Source organism: Photobacterium satsumensis (assembly GCF_050336935.1).
Taxonomy (GTDB): domain Bacteria; phylum Pseudomonadota; class Gammaproteobacteria; order Enterobacterales; family Vibrionaceae; genus Photobacterium; species Photobacterium satsumensis.
On record NZ_JAKJSK010000018.1, the window covers coordinates 44,452 to 62,638 of the forward strand.

19 protein-coding genes are annotated in these 18,187 nt (G+C 50.4%); 8 read left to right on the forward strand and 11 right to left on the reverse strand.

Translation table 11 applies throughout. The features are described 5' to 3' along the window. Positions 1-64: 64 nt before the first annotated feature. From L4D79_RS26685 to rpsB, 6 genes are all read right to left on the reverse strand, one after another. The gene (locus tag L4D79_RS26685) at positions 65-913 is read right to left on the reverse strand and encodes a phosphatidate cytidylyltransferase (protein ID WP_428656240.1); all 849 of its coding nucleotides are present in this window, start codon (positions 911-913) and stop codon (positions 65-67) included. Between the two features lie 143 nt (positions 914-1,056). Beyond that, on the reverse strand, positions 1,057-1,821 hold the full coding sequence (gene uppS, locus L4D79_RS26690; RefSeq protein WP_428656242.1) for an undecaprenyl pyrophosphate synthase: 765 nt from the start codon (positions 1,819-1,821) through the stop codon (positions 1,057-1,059). Between the two features lie 80 nt (positions 1,822-1,901). Next, entirely contained in the window at positions 1,902-2,459 is a 558-nt protein-coding gene (gene frr, locus L4D79_RS26695) for a ribosome recycling factor (protein WP_428656244.1), read from the reverse strand. Positions 2,460-2,541: 82 nt separating this feature from the next. Next, a complete protein-coding gene (gene pyrH / locus L4D79_RS26700) occupies positions 2,542-3,270 on the reverse strand; it encodes a UMP kinase (RefSeq protein WP_428656246.1) in 729 nt (242 codons plus the stop codon). Between the two features lie 91 nt (positions 3,271-3,361). Next, positions 3,362-4,207: a translation elongation factor Ts gene (gene tsf / locus L4D79_RS26705; protein WP_428656248.1), complete on the reverse strand. Its 846-nt coding sequence runs from the start codon at positions 4,205-4,207 to the stop codon at positions 3,362-3,364. Between the two features lie 112 nt (positions 4,208-4,319). Continuing rightward, positions 4,320-5,048, reverse strand: a complete 729-nt coding sequence (gene rpsB / locus L4D79_RS26710) for a 30S ribosomal protein S2 (protein ID WP_255042443.1) — start codon at positions 5,046-5,048, stop codon at positions 4,320-4,322. 327 nt (positions 5,049-5,375) lie between these two features. Here rpsB and map point away from each other — a divergent pair, with 327 nt between their 5' ends. From map to L4D79_RS26725, 3 genes are all read left to right on the forward strand, one after another. Next, positions 5,376-6,251 (forward strand): type I methionyl aminopeptidase, encoded by an 876-nt coding sequence (gene map, locus L4D79_RS26715; protein ID WP_428656252.1) that lies wholly within the window; start codon positions 5,376-5,378, stop codon positions 6,249-6,251. A gap of 163 nt (positions 6,252-6,414) precedes the next feature. Continuing rightward, entirely contained in the window at positions 6,415-8,988 is a 2,574-nt protein-coding gene (glnD, locus tag L4D79_RS26720; protein WP_428656338.1) for a bifunctional uridylyltransferase/uridylyl-removing protein GlnD, read from the forward strand. Between the two features lie 113 nt (positions 8,989-9,101). Further along, complete coding sequence (locus L4D79_RS26725) at positions 9,102-9,482, forward strand: DUF3461 family protein (protein ID WP_428656254.1); 381 nt, start codon at positions 9,102-9,104, stop codon at positions 9,480-9,482. Positions 9,483-9,559: 77 nt separating this feature from the next. On the opposite strand, the gene L4D79_RS26730 is transcribed toward L4D79_RS26725, so the two are convergent. The 3 genes from L4D79_RS26730 to L4D79_RS26740 form a co-directional block, all read right to left on the reverse strand. Beyond that, a complete protein-coding gene (locus L4D79_RS26730) occupies positions 9,560-10,024 on the reverse strand; it encodes a flavodoxin (RefSeq protein WP_428656256.1) in 465 nt (154 codons plus the stop codon). Positions 10,025-10,089: 65 nt separating this feature from the next. Beyond that, positions 10,090-10,830, reverse strand: a complete 741-nt coding sequence (gene truC / locus L4D79_RS26735) for a tRNA pseudouridine(65) synthase TruC (RefSeq protein ID WP_428656258.1) — start codon at positions 10,828-10,830, stop codon at positions 10,090-10,092. Between the two features lie 2 nt (positions 10,831-10,832). Further along, a complete protein-coding gene (locus L4D79_RS26740; RefSeq protein ID WP_428656260.1) occupies positions 10,833-11,153 on the reverse strand; it encodes a YqcC family protein in 321 nt (106 codons plus the stop codon). A 112-nt stretch (positions 11,154-11,265) separates the two neighbouring features. On the opposite strand from L4D79_RS26740, the gene L4D79_RS26745 reads away from it, so the two are divergent. The 4 genes from L4D79_RS26745 (at position 11,266) to L4D79_RS26760 (ending at position 15,828) form a co-directional block, all read left to right on the forward strand. Continuing rightward, the gene (locus L4D79_RS26745; protein WP_428656262.1) at positions 11,266-12,309 is read left to right on the forward strand and encodes a DUF3549 family protein; all 1,044 of its coding nucleotides are present in this window, start codon (positions 11,266-11,268) and stop codon (positions 12,307-12,309) included. A gap of 60 nt (positions 12,310-12,369) precedes the next feature. Further along, positions 12,370-12,675, forward strand: a complete 306-nt coding sequence (locus L4D79_RS26750) for a DUF3301 domain-containing protein (RefSeq protein ID WP_428656264.1) — start codon at positions 12,370-12,372, stop codon at positions 12,673-12,675. Positions 12,676-15,241: 2,566 nt separating this feature from the next. Beyond that, positions 15,242-15,472: a DUF2789 domain-containing protein gene (locus L4D79_RS26755; RefSeq protein WP_428656266.1), complete on the forward strand. Its 231-nt coding sequence runs from the start codon at positions 15,242-15,244 to the stop codon at positions 15,470-15,472. 77 nt (positions 15,473-15,549) lie between these two features. Further along, complete coding sequence (locus L4D79_RS26760; protein ID WP_428656268.1) at positions 15,550-15,828, forward strand: hypothetical protein; 279 nt, start codon at positions 15,550-15,552, stop codon at positions 15,826-15,828. Positions 15,829-15,907: 79 nt separating this feature from the next. On the opposite strand, the gene L4D79_RS26765 is transcribed toward L4D79_RS26760, so the two are convergent. Next, a complete protein-coding gene (locus tag L4D79_RS26765; protein WP_428656270.1) occupies positions 15,908-16,684 on the reverse strand; it encodes a Zn-ribbon-containing protein in 777 nt (258 codons plus the stop codon). A 3-nt stretch (positions 16,685-16,687) separates the two neighbouring features. Then, positions 16,688-17,254: a SecY-interacting protein gene (gene syd, locus L4D79_RS26770; protein ID WP_428656272.1), complete on the reverse strand. Its 567-nt coding sequence runs from the start codon at positions 17,252-17,254 to the stop codon at positions 16,688-16,690. 63 nt (positions 17,255-17,317) lie between these two features. Here syd and queF point away from each other — a divergent pair, with 63 nt between their 5' ends. Continuing rightward, the gene (gene queF, locus L4D79_RS26775; protein ID WP_428656274.1) at positions 17,318-18,163 is read left to right on the forward strand and encodes an NADPH-dependent 7-cyano-7-deazaguanine reductase QueF; all 846 of its coding nucleotides are present in this window, start codon (positions 17,318-17,320) and stop codon (positions 18,161-18,163) included. Positions 18,164-18,187 lie beyond the last annotated feature (24 nt).

The window sequence follows — 18,187 nt, forward strand, 5'->3', positions numbered from 1 at the left end:
CACTCAAGCCGGCAGCAAACAAGTCAGTAGTCACTCACACTGCCGGCCAGAAATGGAGGTTAGCCTACACCAACCATAAATACAGTAGGGCAAAAACAGGAAGGGCTGCGGTCAGGCTATCAATTCTATCAAGAATACCGCCATGACCAGGCAAGATATTACCACTGTCTTTGATGCCTGAAACACGCTTGAACATGCTCTCAACCAAATCACCTAACACCGAGGCAACCACCGTCACTACCGCAATCAACAACAAACTGGATAGGCTAGCAAACGGAATATCCATCAGCGCCGCCCCCGCCCAGGTGACCGCAACGGCCAAGATCGCACCACCGGCCAAGCCTTCAATCGTCTTGTTCGGGCTCACAGCCGGCGCCATCTTATGTTTACCAAAGCGTTTTCCAGAAAAGTATGCACCGGTATCAGCGGCCCAGACTAAGAAACAGACCAACATCACCAACTTGGCGCCATGGTATGGGTTGTCTAGGTAATTGACAGCACGGAGCATCAAGACGCTCCAGAAGAAAGGTAGCAGGGTCAACAAACCAAAGAGGTGCTTTAGAGGAGGGGTGGCTGACCAGAACTTGGTGCTACCCGGGTAGCCAATCGCCAGTGCCGAGGCGACGATCCACCACAACCCACCAACCAACAACATGGCGTGATGGGATGATGCCAGTGCAGACAAGGCTCCAACTTCGGTTGGCATAACAACCAGCGAAATCAGCAAGGCTGCTGCCGGTAAGATCATCGCAACCAGGCGCGATTTTGTTTCAACAAATTGTGTCCACTCCCAGAAACCCAGTAGGGTAATTGCCGCAAGGGCTGCAACAAAGGCAGGAAAAGGTAAAAGGAAAATTCCTGCTATAACTAGGGGAGCGAGAATGACTGCGGTGATAATACGTTGCTTAAGCAAACTGCGTCCTCTCATTTTTCTATTGTGGCCGCGCCCATAGGCGACGGTGTTTTGGTAATCCGGTTACCAGTAAAAAAGGCATCAAGACCATAGCCAGATGCCCTATAAAATACATAATCCTGCCAGCGTTAACGAGCGAAGAATTACTTATCCATCAATGCCTGAATTTGCTCACCCGTGCAACCAAAACGGCGCTCACGGTTAACAAACCAAGCAATGGCTTCGACCAGGCTCTGCTCATCGAAATCCGGCCAGTGCTGCTCGGTAAAGTAAAGTTCGGCGTACGCCGCCTGCCACAGCATGAAATTACTGATTCGGCATTCCCCGCTGGTACGGATCAGGAGATCGACATCGGGTAAGCCAGCTGTGGATAATCCTGAAGCCAACATCTCTTCAGTAATATCTGATTCTGTTAACCCCTGCTCAGAAGCTTGCTGAACAAGGCGCTTTGCCGCCTGTAAAATATCCCATTGGCCGCCATAGTTGGCTGCCACATTCAGCACCAAACCGGTATTGTCGGCGGTCAAGGCTTCTGCATCTGCGATTTTCTTCTGCAGGCGCTCGCTGAATCGGTGAGTGTCACCGACAATACGCAAGCGAATATTATTCTTGTGCAGGCGCTTCACTTCACGACCAAGTACAGTCATGAACAGTTCCATCAGCAAGGAGACTTCATCCTCGGGGCGTCGCCAGTTCTCACTGCTAAAAGCAAACAGGGTGACAACCTGAATCCCCAAGCGACTTGCGGTCGAGACAGTCTTACGTACGGCTTCAACGCCGGCCTTGTGGCCAAACACTCGAGGTTTGCCCTTGGCTTTTGCCCAGCGCCCATTACCGTCCATAATCACGGCAACGTGCTTTGGCAAGCTGTCAGTACCAAGCGCAGTATCGATTGTATGCTCTGCCATACATATCCCTCAAAAAAAAAGCGCTGTGCTGCACGCACAGCGCCCTAAACCATATCAAGCAATCGAATTAAGGCTGGGCCTTAAACTTCCATTAGCTCTTTTTCTTTTGCTTCAAGAATCACTTCGATGTCCTTAACAGCTGCATCAGTCAGCTTCTGGATATCGTCTTGAGTACGACGGTCATCATCTTCAGAGATTTCTTTGTCTTTCAGAAGCGATTTTACGTCTGCGTTAGCGTCACGACGAATGTTACGAATAGCAACACGGCCCTGCTCAGCTTCAGCGCGTACGACCTTAACCAGATCACGACGACGCTCTTCTGTTAGCGGTGGCAATGGAACGCGGATCACGGTACCTGCAGACATTGGGTTAAGACCCAGGTCAGACATCATGATCGCTTTTTCAACTTTCTGCGTCAGCTCTTTGTCGAATACAGTGATAGCCAGTGTACGGGAATCTTCAGCAACAACGTTTGCCAGCTGTTTAAGCGGCGTGTTTGCACCGTAGTACTCAACATAAATAGTGTCTAGCAGGCTTGGGTGTGCACGACCAGTACGTACTTTAGCCAGCTGGTTTTTCAGCGCTTCAACGCTTTTACCCATGCGCTCTTGCGCATCTTGTTTGATTGCATCAATCACGATTAATACCCTTAATGATTCGGTAAAGACGGGAGCCTAGGCGCTCCCGATAAGAATAAGTGGCGTCACTTACTCGCAAGACTTAGTCGTTAGAGATCAACGTACCTTCCTGCTCGCCCATTACCACGCGGCGTAGGGAACCAGGTTTGTTCATGTTGAACACGCGAATTGGCATGCTGTGATCGCGAGCAAGCGTAAATGCGGCCAAATCCATTACTTTCAGTTCTTTCTCAAGAACATCTTGAAAGCTTAGCTTATCACAAAGAACAGCATCTGGGTTCTTAACTGGATCATCTGTGAACACGCCATCAACTTTTGTTGCCTTCAAAACAACATCCGCTTCGATTTCGATACCGCGCAAACATGCAGCTGAGTCTGTGGTAAAGAACGGGTTACCCGTACCCGCAGAGAAGATGACCACACGGCCCTGGCGCAACTGGCTAATCGCATCAGCCCAGTTGTAGTTGTCACAAACGCCATTTAGAGGGATCGCTGACATTACTCGAGCGTTCACATAGGCACGGTGTAGCGCATCACGCATTGCCAAACCGTTCATCACGGTTGCTAGCATACCCATGTGATCGCCCACAACTCGGTTCATACCTGCTTCAGCTAGGCCCGCACCACGGAACAGGTTACCACCACCAATAACAAGGCCAACCTGTACACCTAGTTCAATCAGTTCTTTGATTTCCTGAGCCATACGGTCAAGAACTTGTGCATCAATACCAAAACCTTCCTCGCCCTGCAGTGCTTCCCCACTGAGTTTGAGTAGAATACGTTGATAAGTCGGTTTAGGATTCGTGGTCATTAGTTTACCTTCCAGGCTTACAAATATAGAGACGGAGTTGTAAAAAGACCGCAGCCTAGGCTACGGTCTTTGGAGTTCTTAGCAAGAAGGATTAACCCTTCTGTACTGCTGCTACTTCATCAGCGAAGCTCATTTCTTGAGCTTTTTCGATACCTTCACCAACTTCTAGGCGGATGAAGTTAGTTACTGTAGCGCCTTTAGCTTTCAGCATTTGACCAACAGTTTGAGATGGGTCCATGATGAATGCTTGACCAGTTAGAGAAACTTCGCCGGTGAATTTCTTCATGCGGCCAACAACCATTTTCTCTGCAATCTCTTGAGGCTTGCCAGATTCAACAGCGATAGCAACCTGGATTGCTTTCTCTTTCTCAACTACGTCAGCTGGTACGTCTTCTGGGTTAACAAACTCAGGCTTAGACGCAGCAACGTGCATAGCAACGTGCTTGATAGTTTCTTCGTCTGCTTCACCAGCAACAACAACACCGATACGGTCGCCGTGACGGTAAGAACCAACTTTAGCACCTTCGATGAACTCAACGCGACGGATAGAGATGTTCTCACCGATTTTTGCTACTAGAGCGATACGCGCTTCTTCAAACTTAGCTTGAAGTGCAGCGATGTCTAGGCGCTCAGCTAGAGCTACTTCTAGAACTTCGTTAGCGAATGCTAGGAAGTTTGCATCTTTAGCAACGAAGTCAGTTTGGCAGTTAACTTCAAGAAGAGCAGCAACGCCGTCAGCGTCTTTGATTAGGATTGTACCTTCAGCAGCAACGTTACCTGCTTTTTTAGCAGCCTTAGCAGCACCGCTCTTACGCATGTTTTCGATCGCTAGTTCAATGTCAGCGTTCGCTTCAACAAGCGCTTTTTTACATTCCATCATGCCTGCGCCAGTACGTTCGCGCAGTTCTTTAACTAGGGCAGCTGTAACTGTTGCCATCGTTATATCCTCAGTTTAAATACTTGATATAAAAATCAGGGGCCGACAATAGGCCCCTGGTAACCATACTTAGTTTACACAAGGTAACTTAAGATGCTCAAAGAGCTGGTTATTATTCAGCTTCTACGAAACCGTCTTGTTCAGCTTGAACAACGATATCTTGGTTGCGAGCTTCAGTAACAGTTTGAGCAACAGCACCAGTGTAAAGCTGGATAGAACGGATTGCATCATCGTTACCTGGAACAACGAAGTCAACGCCATCTGGGTTAGAGTTAGTATCTACAACAGCAAATACTGGGATGCCCAGGTTGTTCGCTTCTTTGATAGCGATGTGTTCGTGATCAGCATCGATTACGAACATTGCGTCTGGTAGGCCGCCCATGTTCTTGATACCGCCTAGAGACTTCTCAAGCTTTTCCATTTCACGAGTACGCATTAGCGCTTCTTTCTTGGTTAGCTTGTCGAAAGTACCGTCTGTAGACTGAGATTCAAGATCTTTAAGACGCTTGATTGACTGACGAACAGTTTTCCAGTTAGTCAGCATACCACCCAACCAGCGGTTGTTTACGTAGTACTGGTCACAGTTAACTGCAGCTTCTTTGATAGATTCGCTGGCTGCACGCTTAGTACCAACAAAAAGAACTTTACCCTTACGAGCAGCAATCTTGTTGATTTCTGCTAGAGCGTCGTTGAACATTGGTACAGTTTTCTCAAGGTTGATGATGTGTACCTTGTTACGAGCACCGAAGATGAATGGCTTCATCTTTGGGTTCCAGTAACGAGTTTGGTGACCGAAGTGTACACCAGCCTTAAGCATGTCGCGCATTGATACAGTTGCCATTGAATAATCCTCTATGGGGTTAGGCGTCCACATACCCCATCTTACCGACCCAGACAACGCCAAAGGCGTTACAGCTTCGCGAAAAGCTGCTGGGCACCCCGGAAGACGTGCCGATATGTGTGAATGATTAATTAAAGTTTAGTGCAACCGGCATGACTGAGTCGAAACCCAAACATCCAATTACGGCGCGCTTTATACCATATTTCTCTAACTAAAATCCAGTCCCAATGTTTTCAATTCAGTGATTGTACCTAAACTTGGTTTCCATCCAGCCCCCTCACTGTTACCATGTAATGAAGAGGTAACAATACAAACAGAGAAGATTGAATGAGCATCAAGATCAAAACGGCTGAAGAGATCGAAAAAATGCGCGCAGCCGGCCGTTTGGCCGCTGAAGTGCTGGAAATGATCGAACCTCACATCAAAGAAGGTGTGACGACAGACGAGCTAAACCAAATCTGTCATGATTATGCGTTGGAAAAAGGCGCCTACTCGGCCCCGCTTGATTACCACGGTTTTCCAAAATCTATCTGTACGTCTATCAACCACATCGTTTGTCACGGCATTCCTGCCAGCCAGGATGAGATGGGTAGCAACGGCCAGGTGAAACCCGCCGTACTCAAGAACGGCGATATCATCAATGTCGATATCACGGTCATTGTCCCGGATGACGAAAATGCCGATTTGAGCGTTCGCCCAGCGGGTTACCATGGTGACACGTCAAAAATGTTCCTAGTCGGTGATGTAACCCCTGCCGACAAGCGTCTATGCCGCGTCACCCAGGAAGCCCTTTACGTGGGTATGCGCAAGGTCAAGCCGGGTGCCCGCGTGGGTGATATCGGTACCGCGATTGAGAAATTCATCAAAGACAACAACAAGAAGAATCCTTTAAACAAGTATTCAATTGTTAAAGATTTCTGCGGCCACGGTATCGGCAGCGAATTCCACGAAGAGCCTCAGGTCGTGCACTACCGCAATGGCGAGCGTGCGGTACTGAAGGCGGGTATGTGCTTTACTATCGAGCCGATGATCAATGCCGGTAAGTTCGGCTGTACGGTTGATGCCGCCGATGACTGGACGGTTTACACTGGCGACGGCAAAAAGTCAGCACAGTACGAACACACTATCGTCGTGACCGAAACGGGCTGTGAAGTGCTGACGCTGCGTAGCGATGACACTATCCCGCGTCTGATGAATAACTGAGTCGCGCCTGGACATGACTGACGATTTTCTGAGCCGACCTTTGGGTCGGCTTTTTTATTGCTATCAGTCCCGACCGTGATAGGGTTATATCAAGAGTATTGACTATGCACGGACGGCAATGACAGATCCTATTTCTCACCCAACAACCGAACAGGTTGATCCCATGGCGCCAGAGCAGCTCCGCCAAGAGCTGGATCTGTTTACCGATAGCCAAAAGGCCCAGTTTCTGGCCCACACCCCGGTAACGAACTTGGTCGAAGCCCGATCACGCTATACCGACCATCTGCTCGACCGGTTGTGGCAGCACTTCGGCCTTGCCGAGCACCCGACACTGGCACTGGTTGCGGTCGGTGGTTATGGACGCGGCGAATTACACCCCCTGTCGGATGTCGACATCCTTATCCTCAGCCAAGCACCGATTGACGATGACACCGGCAGCACGGTCAGCGCCTTCCTCACCCTGCTGTGGGATCTCAAGCTCGATGTCGGCCACAGTGTCCGTACGATTGAGGAGTGCATTACGATTGGCCTTGATGATCTGACGGTGGCAACCAACCTGCAGGAGTCACGCTGGCTATGCGGAAATCAAGAGACCTACCAGCAACTGGAAGAGCGGCTTAACGACGGGAATTTCTGGCCCAGCGAGCAATTCTACCAAGCCAAACTGGATGAACAGAAAACCCGCCACGCCCGCTATCATGATACGACCTATAACCTTGAGCCGGACATCAAATCCAGCCCGGGAGGCCTGCGCGACATCCACACCTTGAGTTGGGTGGCCCGCCGCCATTTCGGCGCCACCAGCCTGCTCGAAATGAGCCGCTTTGGCTTCCTGACCGATGCTGAATACCGCGAGCTGGTCGAATGCCAAGACTCGTTGTGGCGCATCCGCTTCGCCCTCCACAGCGAGCTACGCCGCTATGACAATCGCCTGACCTTCGGCCACCAAGCCTCGGTGGCAGAGTTGCTGGGATACCAAGGCGAGGGCAACCGGGGGGTCGAAATGATGATGAAAGATTTCTACCGTACCCTACGCCGTGTTGCCGAGCTCAACAAGATGTTGCTGCAACTGTTTGACCAGGCCATTCTGAATAAAGGCACAGCCCCTGATGCTATCGCTCTGGATGACGATTTCCAGTTGCGCGGCCACCTTATCGAGGCAACGAAACCTGCGCTATTCCAAGCGAGGCCGGAAACTATCCTTGATATGTTCCTGCATGTTGCCCGCAACTCGCAGATTGAAGGCATTGCCGCCCCGACCCTGCGCCAGCTGCGTACCGCCCGCCGCCGACTTAACCGTTTTCTGATTGAGATCCCTGCTGCGCGGGATAAATTCATGGAGCTGGTTCGTCAGCCAAACTGCCTGCAAAAAGCATTCCGTCTGATGCACCGCCATGGGGTGCTGTCAGCCTACCTGCCGCAGTGGAGCCAGATTGTCGGTCAGATGCAGTTTGATCTGTTCCATGTCTATACTGTCGATGAGCATACCGTCAGGCTGCTCAAGAACCTCAATAAATTCAACGATCCGATAAACCGGGACCGGCACCCGATCTGCTGCGAGGTATATCCTCGGGTTGCCAAGAAAGAAATCCTCCTACTCGCTGCCATATTCCACGACATCGCCAAAGGACGCGGCGGCGATCACTCCGAACTCGGCGGCGTCGATGCCTATGATTTCTGCCTTCAGCACGGCTTGTCCAAACCCGAGGCCAACCTGGTCAAATGGCTAGTCAACCAGCACTTGCTGATGTCGGTCACCGCCCAGCGCCGTGATATTTACGACCCGGAAGTGATCACTGAATTTGCCAAGGAAGTGCGTGACGAGGAGCGGCTAGATCACTTGGTCTGCCTCACCGTGGCGGATATCTGTGCCACCAACCAAGAACTGTGGAACAGCTGGAAGCGCACCTTGCTGGCCGAGCTGTACTACTCGACCCAAAAAGCCCTGCGCCGCGGGCTGGAAAACCCGCCCGATATTCGTGAGCGGATCCGCCACAACCAACAGATGGCTTCAGCCCTGCTGCGGAGCGAGGGGTTTGCTCCTCGCGATATCGAAGTGTTGTGGCAACGCTTCAAGGCTGATTATTTCCTGCGCCATACCCACAAGCAAATCGCCTGGCATGCCGAGGCTATCCTCAAGCATGAGGATCACAGCAAGCCACTGATCCTGATCAGCCAAAAGCCGACCCGTGGCGGTACCGAGGTCTTTGTTTACTGCCGCGACAAAACAAAATTATTTGCTATCGTTGTCTCCGAGCTGGACAAGAAAAACCTCAGTGTCCACGATGCCCAAGTCATGACCAGCAAGGATGGGTTTGCCCTCGATACCTTCATGGTGCTCGATCCGACTGGCAAGGCCCTGAGTGAAAGCCGCCACCAAACGGTGCGCCGGGCACTGGTCAACGCCCTGACCCACATGAAGTCCGATCGCAAAAAGAAACGTCCACCCTACAAACTGCAGCACTTCAACGTCAAAACCAAAGTCGACTTCCTGCCGACAAAATCAGGCAAGAAGACCATGATAGAGCTGGTCGCGTTGGATATGCCAGGGTTATTGGCGCGGGTCGGCTCAGTGTTTGCCCGCCAGCATATCAGCTTGCAAGCGGCCAAGATCACCACCATCGGTGAACGGGCCGAAGACTTTTTCATCGTCACCAACAAAGACGGCGAGCAACTGAGCGAAGGGCAACAAGTCCAGCTGAGGGATGCGCTGATAGAGCGATTAGAAAAACAATAACAAAAGACAGCGGGAGGACTAGCAGCACTCGGTCACTCCCGTTGCCAAAGCAACAACAAGAGCAACAATAACGTCAATTTAAACACCAATAACAGAAGAAGCACGAGGCAAGTATGTACCCTAACCTCACAGCCATCGGCATTGAAAAGCCGGAAACGATTGAACGCTACAGCCTGCGGCAGGAAGCCGCCAATGACATTTTGAAAATCTACTTTGCCAAGCAAAAAGGTGAGCTATTTGCCAAAAGCGTGAAGTTCAAATTTCCCCGCCAGCGTAAGTCCGTCATGGTGAACAGCGGGAGCCGGGAATACAAGGAAGTGACGGAGATCAACCGCACTCTGACGTTTATCATCGATGAACTGGATCGCATCACCAACAAAAAACACAGTGAAGTCGATATCAAGAAGAAGATCCTTGGTGACCTGCGCCACCTAGAGCAAGTGGTCAGCCACAAGATCGCCGAGATCGAGGCCGATCTGGAAAAGCTGAAGTGATCAAAGACTGCCAATAATACAAAGAGCCCAATTAAGGGCTCTTATCACAACAGCACCGTCAACGACACGAACCAATACTAGGCTGCGTCAGCCTGCTTGGCCCAGCCTTCAAGCCAAGGCATAGCAACTTCTAGTGCATCGAAGTTTACACAAGCATCCACATCCAATCGCTCCGTCAATGGCTTGGCCTGCAACTGAACCAGCAGCTCATCGAACTGGCGTCCACCACCACAAAAGCGATCTTCACCATAGCTGGAATCACCCAACGCTATCACCCCGTAGCGAAGCTGGGGCACCAGCGGGAAGATGTCATTGAGCGCCTGGTAAAGCGGCAGCAAATTATCCGGGATCTCACCTTGGCCTGTGGTCGAAGACACCACCAGCGCCAGATCCTGCTGGTAACCGAGAAACTCATCCAATGTCGGCTCCAGAAACAGTTCAACGTTGTGGCCGGCCTCCATCAGATAGCGCACCACTTCTTCTGCAACCTCTTCCGCCCCGCCGAATACCGAGCCGACAAATACACCTATTTTTGCCATCATCCAACACCATCCTTTGTGTTCTAGCTACATGTTAAATGTGGTCTTTTAAGCGACTAGATGCAAGTTTAATCCTTCGGTGCCATCAAAGCGGCCTGCCAGCCGAATGCGTCCATCACCCGCATCCACGCGTCATCGACACCGGCGCGGATATCCAGCGCTTGACCTGTCAGCGGGTGCTGCAACTGCAGCCGCGAGGCGTGCAGCATTAGTCGGCGACAGTCATAGTTTTCACGGAACATCCTGTTATGGCGGCCATCACCGTGGTTTACGTCACCAATAATATGGTGGCTCAGGTGGTGCATGTGGCGGCGCAGCTGATGCTTACGTCCCGTCTCCGGCTTCATCTCAACCAGGCAATACCGACTGGTCGCATAACGGCCAACCGGAATAGCGGTTTCCACTTTGGCCAAAGGCGCGTACGCGGTGATCGCCGACTGAGCTTCTTTGTCTTTATCGGCATTTTTATCGGCAATCTTATCCAACTCTTCTTTGAGTGGATAATCCAATACAGCGGCTTCCTTCACCCAACCGCGCACCACAGCATGGTAGGTCTTTTTCACATCCCGCCCGGCAAACAGCGGCATCATCAGCGATGCGGTTTCACTCGACAGGGCGAACAGCAGTACACCGGAGGTTGGTCTATCCAAGCGATGCAACGGAAACACATGCTGGCCGATTTGATCACGCAGGGTCTGCATAACAAATACCGTCTCATGACGGTCAAGCCAAGAGCGATGCACCAGCATACCGGCGGGTTTATTCACCGCGACCAGGTTTTCATCGCGGTATAGGATTTCGAGTTCCATCGTTATTCACTCTTAAATAATTGGTCAAGCTCACGAGCCACGGCCAAGATAGCCGTGTGGCCCTTGGCTTCCTTCATCGCTTCCTCGACATAGGGGGAAATTTCAAACGCTGCCGGCAGTGCGATATTCATGGCAACCATCTGGCTCAGCTTGGGGATAAAGATCCACTGCAGCCACTGCTCGCAACGCAGGGTGTCAATGGCGAACGGCTGACTACTGCTCAGCGCCTCAGCCGGTGGTTGCTCGGCCTCCCAATGATCATACGTTTGCAAAACCGTGGTTAGCTTATCCAGCAACAGCTGGCAATGACGGGATTTATCCATCACAAACCCTCTAAATGGTGAATGTTATTTTGATAAGGGGGCGAAGGATACCACCTCAATGAAGTTTGGGTATATACTCGTTCTCCTTGATTAAAGAGCACTGAGACTGCCCATGGATAATTTTCATACCCTAACCCAACTCTTAGACAATGCCGGGTGCCAGTACAAGATTTTTGACCTTGGCCGCCGCGTCAGTGAGATCGATGTAGAACAATTCAAGGCAGTAGAAGACAACCGTCAGCCATATCCATGGCCTCTGCAGCAGCATGCCCATCTGTCTATCTCATTCTGGCAAGCTGACAACCCACCGTGGATCTGGTTCCTGCGCTTACCGCTCGATGAACGCGGCCTGCTAAAGCAAGCAGCTGTCGGTGATTTCATCAAATATGTGATCGAAGCGATGGGGGCTACGCTCAACAGTACCCCGACGGAAGAAGAGCAGGAAAAGCTAGCGGCTAATCCGTATACCTTCAAGCCAAGCGATGACAAAATGGCTATCTTCCATGCCCAGCTACGCAGCCAGCTTTCTTTGTCTGCCAGCCAGTATTACGAACATGCCCAGCATTACCTCACCGGTGAACAAGGCTGGGACAAATGGCAGGGTGTCGGCCTGCAAGGCTTAGCCGATGTTTGCGCCCGTATCAAGCAGGAAAACAATGCCACGTTGCTACGCAAGGCCGCCTGCAACCTGCCTCTGACCCCGCTTTATGCTTTGCTCGGTTGTTTGGAACACTGCCAGCTGCCTGAGCCACTGGCTGCGCGTCTCGCCGAACGACTTAATGAAGAAACAGCAGTCGATACCCCTGACTTGTTCCTCGTCGCAGCTCTGATCCGCGCCCTCTCTGGCGCTAAAACCGCACAGCTTCGCCAGCAGCTTGAGCTTTTGCTAGCCCAGCCAGAACTTTGCCACCCAGAGGTCTTGGTTGCTATCGCCGGCCGCTGCTGGAATGGCCTAGCCGATCCCAAAATAGCGAGTACATTCTTGTTGCGCCTTGCTGAAACGGGCGAGCAAGCCCTGTTCAACCAGCTATTTGCCGATTTAGTCATGCTGCCGATGCTGCGTGGCATTATGTTGCAGGTGTTACACGGACAAGCCGACCCGGCACTGGTAGAGGCTATTACCAAGCTTCAGCAACATGCCAGAAGCCCACAATAATAGAAACTATCCCGGTCGAAAGGCCGGGAAAACAAGGATGTAGTGGAGTCAATGTAAGAAATGGATAACCTGTTAGGTATTTTACTGCTGGCGATTGTTGGCTACCTGTTCTGGCAGCAGCGGCGACAGACTGAGCGTGCCAATTATTTTATCAACCAACGCTGTGAGCATTTAGGGCTACAACTGCTCAATACTTCACGGGGAGAGCACCGGCTGCGTGATCGCAACGGCCGCTGGGGGTGGCATACCACGTATTTGTTTGAGTTTTCCGCCAGTGGGCAAGATGCCTATCAAGGGCATATAGTGATGAAAGGGTTCCATCTACTGACTATCCACATACCGCCGCACAGGATGCCGGGGGAGTAGAAAAAAGAACGGGCGCAACTTTCGTTGCGCCCTTAGGTCTTACATGCAGCAATCCCGCTACTATGGTGCTCCCTGCATCATTCCATTGAATTGCTGTACTCCGTCAGCATATTCCTTTTATTCTTCATCCTGAAGTTGTCCTTTGGCCTTCCTGACCTGCCAGCAAATCCTATCCTGACTCTCAACATCCTTCCTGGAGGGGTCCCTAACTTCTTCCTGAAGTGGTCCTTTTGTCATCCTGACTGGCAAACATCCAGCTTACCATTTTGCCGTTCCTCGGCTATCCCTTCACAGTCCTTGTTCGATATACCATCCTAGTACACCGGCCTCATCCTGAGACTCCCCGAATCCTTGGGTTATTTCCTGTTCCGTTCCGTCAGTTCCTTCCGACCCTTATAAGAATACGCCGAGAGGCCAAATAAAGTACCGGCCTCAGACGAAAAAATAAGCCGCAACACGATTTTGACATGGAGAAAAACGACAACAACCATTACAAAACAGAAACTTAAATCAAAACCAACGATTTAAGCATATGCATGTCACCTTAATCTCCCACGTGCTTGTAAGAGATCTCTCACAAAGGGGAAAGAGTATTACTGATGAGACATGGAAAGCGATGGGCGATTTAACAAAAAACGACTCACCGTCAAGCTCTTGCTTTTTGCTTTTCGCTTTTCGCTTTTCGCTTTTCGCTTTTCCGAGAGCCTAGGGCCATCTTTTCCTAGTGCCGGTGTGGCAATCTATAGGGTGAGTGATAAGTAAAAAGCGCAAAGGATAGACGATAAGAAGTGTTTTACTCGAGGCAATAAAAGAACGGGCGCAACTTGCGTTGCGCCCTTAGGTCTTACATGCAGCAGTCCAGCTACTATGGTGCTCCCTGCGACTATCCCTGTTGTTCTCAATCCTTAGCGGTAATCCCTAAACCCCATCCCCGGGCTTCCTTGGTAGTTCCTTGACCTGCCGCGTTGTCCTTGTGCGACTCTCTCATCCTTCCTGGCGGTGTCCCTGCCTTCATCCTGAAGGGGTTCCTGAAACTTGTCCTTAAGTTGTCCTCTTGCCCTGTCCAAGAGCACTATCCTTAAGCCCCAATCCCTGAGGTGTTCCGGCTTTTCCCAAAGCTGTCCTGCTCATCCTGACGGCAATCATCCTGATCCCCGACGGTATCCATTCCGTGTCCATGACATCTTGTCAGCTAACTGTCCTGTTAGCACCGCCCTTCCTAGGCTTGCAGCATCCGTCTGCGTTCCAGTTCCTGTGCCAACTCCCTGTCGACGAGAACCATCTTACGCCCATTGCGATTTCATACAATTGACTATCACGTACCATAATTCACACGAGATCATTCACCATAAAAATGAAAACAGTAAACACTTGATATCAATGGTAAAACAAAAGTTCGCCGGCTATTTTTGCCAAACTCGATCTTTGTTAGTCTCACAGGTTTGTAAGAGATCTCTCACAAGGGCTCAAGGCTATAACTGCACCTGGTTTCACAAGGGTATTATTCTGCGTTTCATTTAAGTTACAGAGATTAGTCCAAAATATGACAGTATTGACCCTATGATATACAGGATAAGTCGTTGTTTGGTGAAGTTGATGCGATCCTGGGTCTGGGTCTGGGTCTGGGTCTGGGTCTGGGTCTGGGTCTGGGTCTGCAGGGTTTAACAAGGCGATTGAACGTCAAATTCTTTCTTTGCTTTTGCTCTGTCTAGGACCAAGGACCCGCTCTTCCTAAGGCCAGTGCGATATACAAGGAGATAAGTGATAAAGCTAAAGCGCTTAAATTGGGATATCGGAAGTATTTTGCTTAACACAAAAAAGAGCGGGCGCAACTTGCGTTGCGCCCTTAGGTCTTACTTGCAGCAATCCCGCTACTATGGTGCTCCCTGCATCATTCCGTTGACAGCTGATTCCTTCAGCATTGTCCTTTTTTACTTCGTCCTGAAGTGATCCTGTGGCCTTCCTGACCCGCCAGTCCATCCTGTCCTGACTCTCAACATCCATCCTGGAGGTGTCCCTAACTTCGTCCTGAAGTGGTCCTTTTGTCATCCTGACTGGTAAACTTCCTGCTTACCATTTTGCCGTTCCTCGGCTATCCCTTCACAGTCCTTGTTCGATATACCATCCTAGTACACCGGTCTCATCCTGAGACTAACCAAATCCTTGGTTTATTTCCTGTTCCGTTCCGTCAGTTCCTTCCGACAGGGTTAATATTACGGATTTCTACCCTGACAAAACAGCGACCTAAGAGATAATCTTTTGCCCTGGAGATAATCGGCAAACAAGAAAAAGACACAAAGCCATTAATAAACAATAAGTTAAAGAATACAGGGTGACTTATTCACCAAGCGCTTCTCCTAAATGTCCCACACCCTTGTAAGAGATCTCTCACACGGTCATGAGATTAATGGACATTTACGAAAAATGAATCATCGCTAGCGGTCTGAAATATTTCTCTATAATTAGACTCAAGGTACCTTGATAGGCCATTCCTGCGAGACGGATAAGCAAACATCTTGAGGTATCTAGGTATAAGTAAAACTATTGCGCTAGCCAAGGAGTGTCCATGGAAACCTTCAACCACAACCTTGCCTCTCTATTCAGCCAGTTGGGATTGAACAATTCTAATGAGTTTATCGAAACCTTCCTGGCCGAGCACCGCCTCGCCCAGCATGAACAGTTATCTGAAGCCAATTTCTGGCAGCCTTCACAGAAGCGCTTCCTCAAAGAATCACAAGAGCAGGATGCTGACTGGTGTGAAGTTATTGATCAGCTGGATGCCTTACTAAGGAAATGAGCCACGCCTTGTCTATTGTGCACACTGGCGCGATTGAGGGAGAATATACCCATATACGACGGCAACAAGGAAACCGCATGTCCTCAGAAATCACCCAAGCCCTCACCGAGGCTATCAACGCCTTGGTTGCAGAAGGCAAAGAGCCCTCGGTGGCATTAATTAAATCGAGGTTGGTCGACCCCCTGCCAATGCCTTTGATCATCAAAGCATTGCAGAGTTGGAAATCGAGCGCGCGGGTACCCAAAATAGAAAAAGTAGACCAGCAGCCTAGCGCCGAGGTCCGCATTGCTGCCCTGGAGCAGCAAGTCGCAGCACTGACTGCACGGCTGGAGCAACTGGAAAAGACACAGGCGTAGTTTGCCGCTGCAACATATCGCAAATCTAGCGGCGCAGGTTTGCCCTGCGCCTCGCTATTCACTCAGTTTGACATGTCACCTACTGGAAGTCCCACGATAGGTTAGAAACAATACGGCACTTGTCGCACTTGTAATGGAAAATACCATGCAAGGGCTCATCCAATCGCCACTGGCCACCGCATTTCGGGCAAGGGCGATTCAATTCGCTTTCGAGGCTTTCCCCACCCACCCGATACTGATAATAATAGGTCGGGATCTTGGTCATAAACTCGATCCGTCCACGCAAGTCCCAGCCACGGCGGAAAATATCACTGTCGGCATCACGAATTTCATGCAGTGCCGCATGTTCGGCTTGGCACGCCCCTGCCATTTGCAGCTCATCGCAGGCCTGCCATTCGGTCTGCCACTTAACTACCGCTTTATGATCGCCGTTCAGTGTCGGCTCCGGCAGGCGGTAAAGCGGTATCGGCATCAGGGTATCCCCGCAGCGCAATGGCGAACAGGTGTGAACATACGTGGTATACATCACCTGCCAGCTCGGAGAGAAATCCTCGGCAGCCGCTTCTGAATTGAGATCCCGTCCCAGCAGCTTCACCTTAGGACTGAGCAGGCTGGCCTGGCTCAGCCGGTTCATACACGCTTTCACCTGTGGGCTGTTGAAGCGAGCGTGCAGGCTGTCCTCTTCAGGACACACCGCCCGCACTTTAAAAGTAGCCTCATCCATTACGATGGGAAATTCTCGTCCCAATACCTGGCCGTTATAACGCAGGGCGTCCAATAAACCATTGATGGCGGTATCCACAGCCGCAATGGTGGTGTTATCAAAACATTCAAATTGCAATTCAACGACGTACATAACTTACTCGGCCTTTACCACAGGTTGCAGGGCAGCCAAAAATTGCTCAAGGTTTGGTGCCAATACCTCTCGCTTGTCTTTACCCAACGTCTCTAGGATCACCTCGCCGGTCAGGTTACATACCGACACCACTTCACTTTCGGAGTCCATTGCCCCGATAAACACTGTTGGCTTGAGCTTCAAACGACGCTGGGTCACCAGATGACCCAGAATATTTTCCTGCAAACGCAATACATCGTCTTCATTGAAAGCCTGTAGCAAATCAAGCTCGATATGGCCCGTCACCGTTTGGAACCTGGCAGCCATATCCCCGCTAAACTGGGCACCGTAGAATGCAACGATGTCTTCATGCAGGCGAAGTTCGATCCCTTTTTCCACACCGGAAAGCCCCCCCATTGGCGATCGGACAACCGGCTGCCAACTCACTTCGTAACCATCATCGGCCTTTACACAAGGCGAAGGAAGGCCAACCAAGTCATCACTACGGGGAAAACCTTGACCGGCATCACACCATGCTTGCAAAAAACGGGAAGAAAATTCAGATAACGCCGTTGCAACGGGATGATTCATTCGCAACCTCTCAAAAGATTAAGTAAACTTTGCCTATTCTAATCCAAGTGTGTCCAGGACAGTATGAGCAAATATCAAGACGCGAAAGAATTAGCCGGTTTGACCTTAGGTCAGGGTACCGAGTACAAAGATCAATACGATGCCTCCCTTCTTCAACCAGTGCCTCGTAGCCTGAACCGAGATGATCTCGCACTTGGCGAAACATTGCCATTCACGGGCTATGATATCTGGACACTCTATGAGCTTTCTTGGCTAAACAGCAAAGGCTTGCCACAGGTTGCCATTGGTGAGGTTCGCCTGCCGGCGACGAGTCCAAACTTGATTGAGTCAAAATCATTCAAGCTATACCTCAACAGCTTTAACCAAACTAAGTTTGCAAGCTGGCAGGAAGTGGCCGATATTCTGCAGAAAGATTTAACCCAGTGTGCAGGTGAAGATGTTGATGTCACCATTCAGCCGATATCAGATTTTGACGACCAACCTATCGCTAACTTCTTTGGCGAGTGTATTGATGATCAAGATATCGAAATCACTGACTACGAGTTTGATCCATCCTACCTTGAAGGGGCGGTATCAGAAGAAAGTGTCACTGAGATCTTGCACAGCCACCTGCTAAAGTCTAACTGCCTGATCACCAGCCAACCCGACTGGGGAAGCGTACGCATCTCTTACACAGGTAAGAAGATCGACCGTGAAAAGCTCCTACGTTACCTAATTTCATTCCGTAACCATAACGAGTTCCACGAACAGTGTGTCGAGCGTATTTTCACCGACATTATGCACTATTGTAAGCCTGAGCTTTTAACCGTTTATGCGCGCTATACTCGCCGTGGCGGGCTTGATATCAACCCTTACCGCACTAACATGGGTAAAACGCCTAGCGATAACTTCCGCCTTGCAAGGCAGTAATTCAGCGTTGTGATAACGCCCGAC

What these genes read in the sequence shown, in the direction of transcription:
- uppS (WP_428656242.1), bottom strand. Translation starts at nt 1,821, where the DNA reads ATGGCAGAGCATACAATCGATACTGCGCTTGGTACTGACAGCTTGCCA.
- pyrH (WP_428656246.1), bottom strand. Translation starts at nt 3,270, where the DNA reads ATGACCACGAATCCTAAACCGACTTATCAACGTATTCTACTCAAACTC.
- tsf (WP_428656248.1), bottom strand. Translation starts at nt 4,207, where the DNA reads ATGGCAACAGTTACAGCTGCCCTAGTTAAAGAACTGCGCGAACGTACT.
- rpsB (WP_255042443.1), bottom strand. Translation starts at nt 5,048, where the DNA reads ATGGCAACTGTATCAATGCGCGACATGCTTAAGGCTGGTGTACACTTC.
- map (WP_428656252.1), top strand. Translation starts at nt 5,376, where the DNA reads ATGAGCATCAAGATCAAAACGGCTGAAGAGATCGAAAAAATGCGCGCA.
- glnD (WP_428656338.1), top strand. Translation starts at nt 6,415, where the DNA reads ATGGCGCCAGAGCAGCTCCGCCAAGAGCTGGATCTGTTTACCGATAGC.
- L4D79_RS26725 (WP_428656254.1), top strand. Translation starts at nt 9,102, where the DNA reads ATGTACCCTAACCTCACAGCCATCGGCATTGAAAAGCCGGAAACGATT.
- L4D79_RS26730 (WP_428656256.1), bottom strand. Translation starts at nt 10,024, where the DNA reads ATGATGGCAAAAATAGGTGTATTTGTCGGCTCGGTATTCGGCGGGGCG.
- truC (WP_428656258.1), bottom strand. Translation starts at nt 10,830, where the DNA reads ATGGAACTCGAAATCCTATACCGCGATGAAAACCTGGTCGCGGTGAAT.
- L4D79_RS26740 (WP_428656260.1), bottom strand. Translation starts at nt 11,153, where the DNA reads ATGGATAAATCCCGTCATTGCCAGCTGTTGCTGGATAAGCTAACCACG.
- L4D79_RS26745 (WP_428656262.1), top strand. Translation starts at nt 11,266, where the DNA reads ATGGATAATTTTCATACCCTAACCCAACTCTTAGACAATGCCGGGTGC.
- L4D79_RS26750 (WP_428656264.1), top strand. Translation starts at nt 12,370, where the DNA reads ATGGATAACCTGTTAGGTATTTTACTGCTGGCGATTGTTGGCTACCTG.
- L4D79_RS26755 (WP_428656266.1), top strand. Translation starts at nt 15,242, where the DNA reads ATGGAAACCTTCAACCACAACCTTGCCTCTCTATTCAGCCAGTTGGGA.
- L4D79_RS26760 (WP_428656268.1), top strand. Translation starts at nt 15,550, where the DNA reads ATGTCCTCAGAAATCACCCAAGCCCTCACCGAGGCTATCAACGCCTTG.
- L4D79_RS26765 (WP_428656270.1), bottom strand. Translation starts at nt 16,684, where the DNA reads ATGTACGTCGTTGAATTGCAATTTGAATGTTTTGATAACACCACCATT.
- syd (WP_428656272.1), bottom strand. Translation starts at nt 17,254, where the DNA reads ATGAATCATCCCGTTGCAACGGCGTTATCTGAATTTTCTTCCCGTTTT.
- queF (WP_428656274.1), top strand. Translation starts at nt 17,318, where the DNA reads ATGAGCAAATATCAAGACGCGAAAGAATTAGCCGGTTTGACCTTAGGT.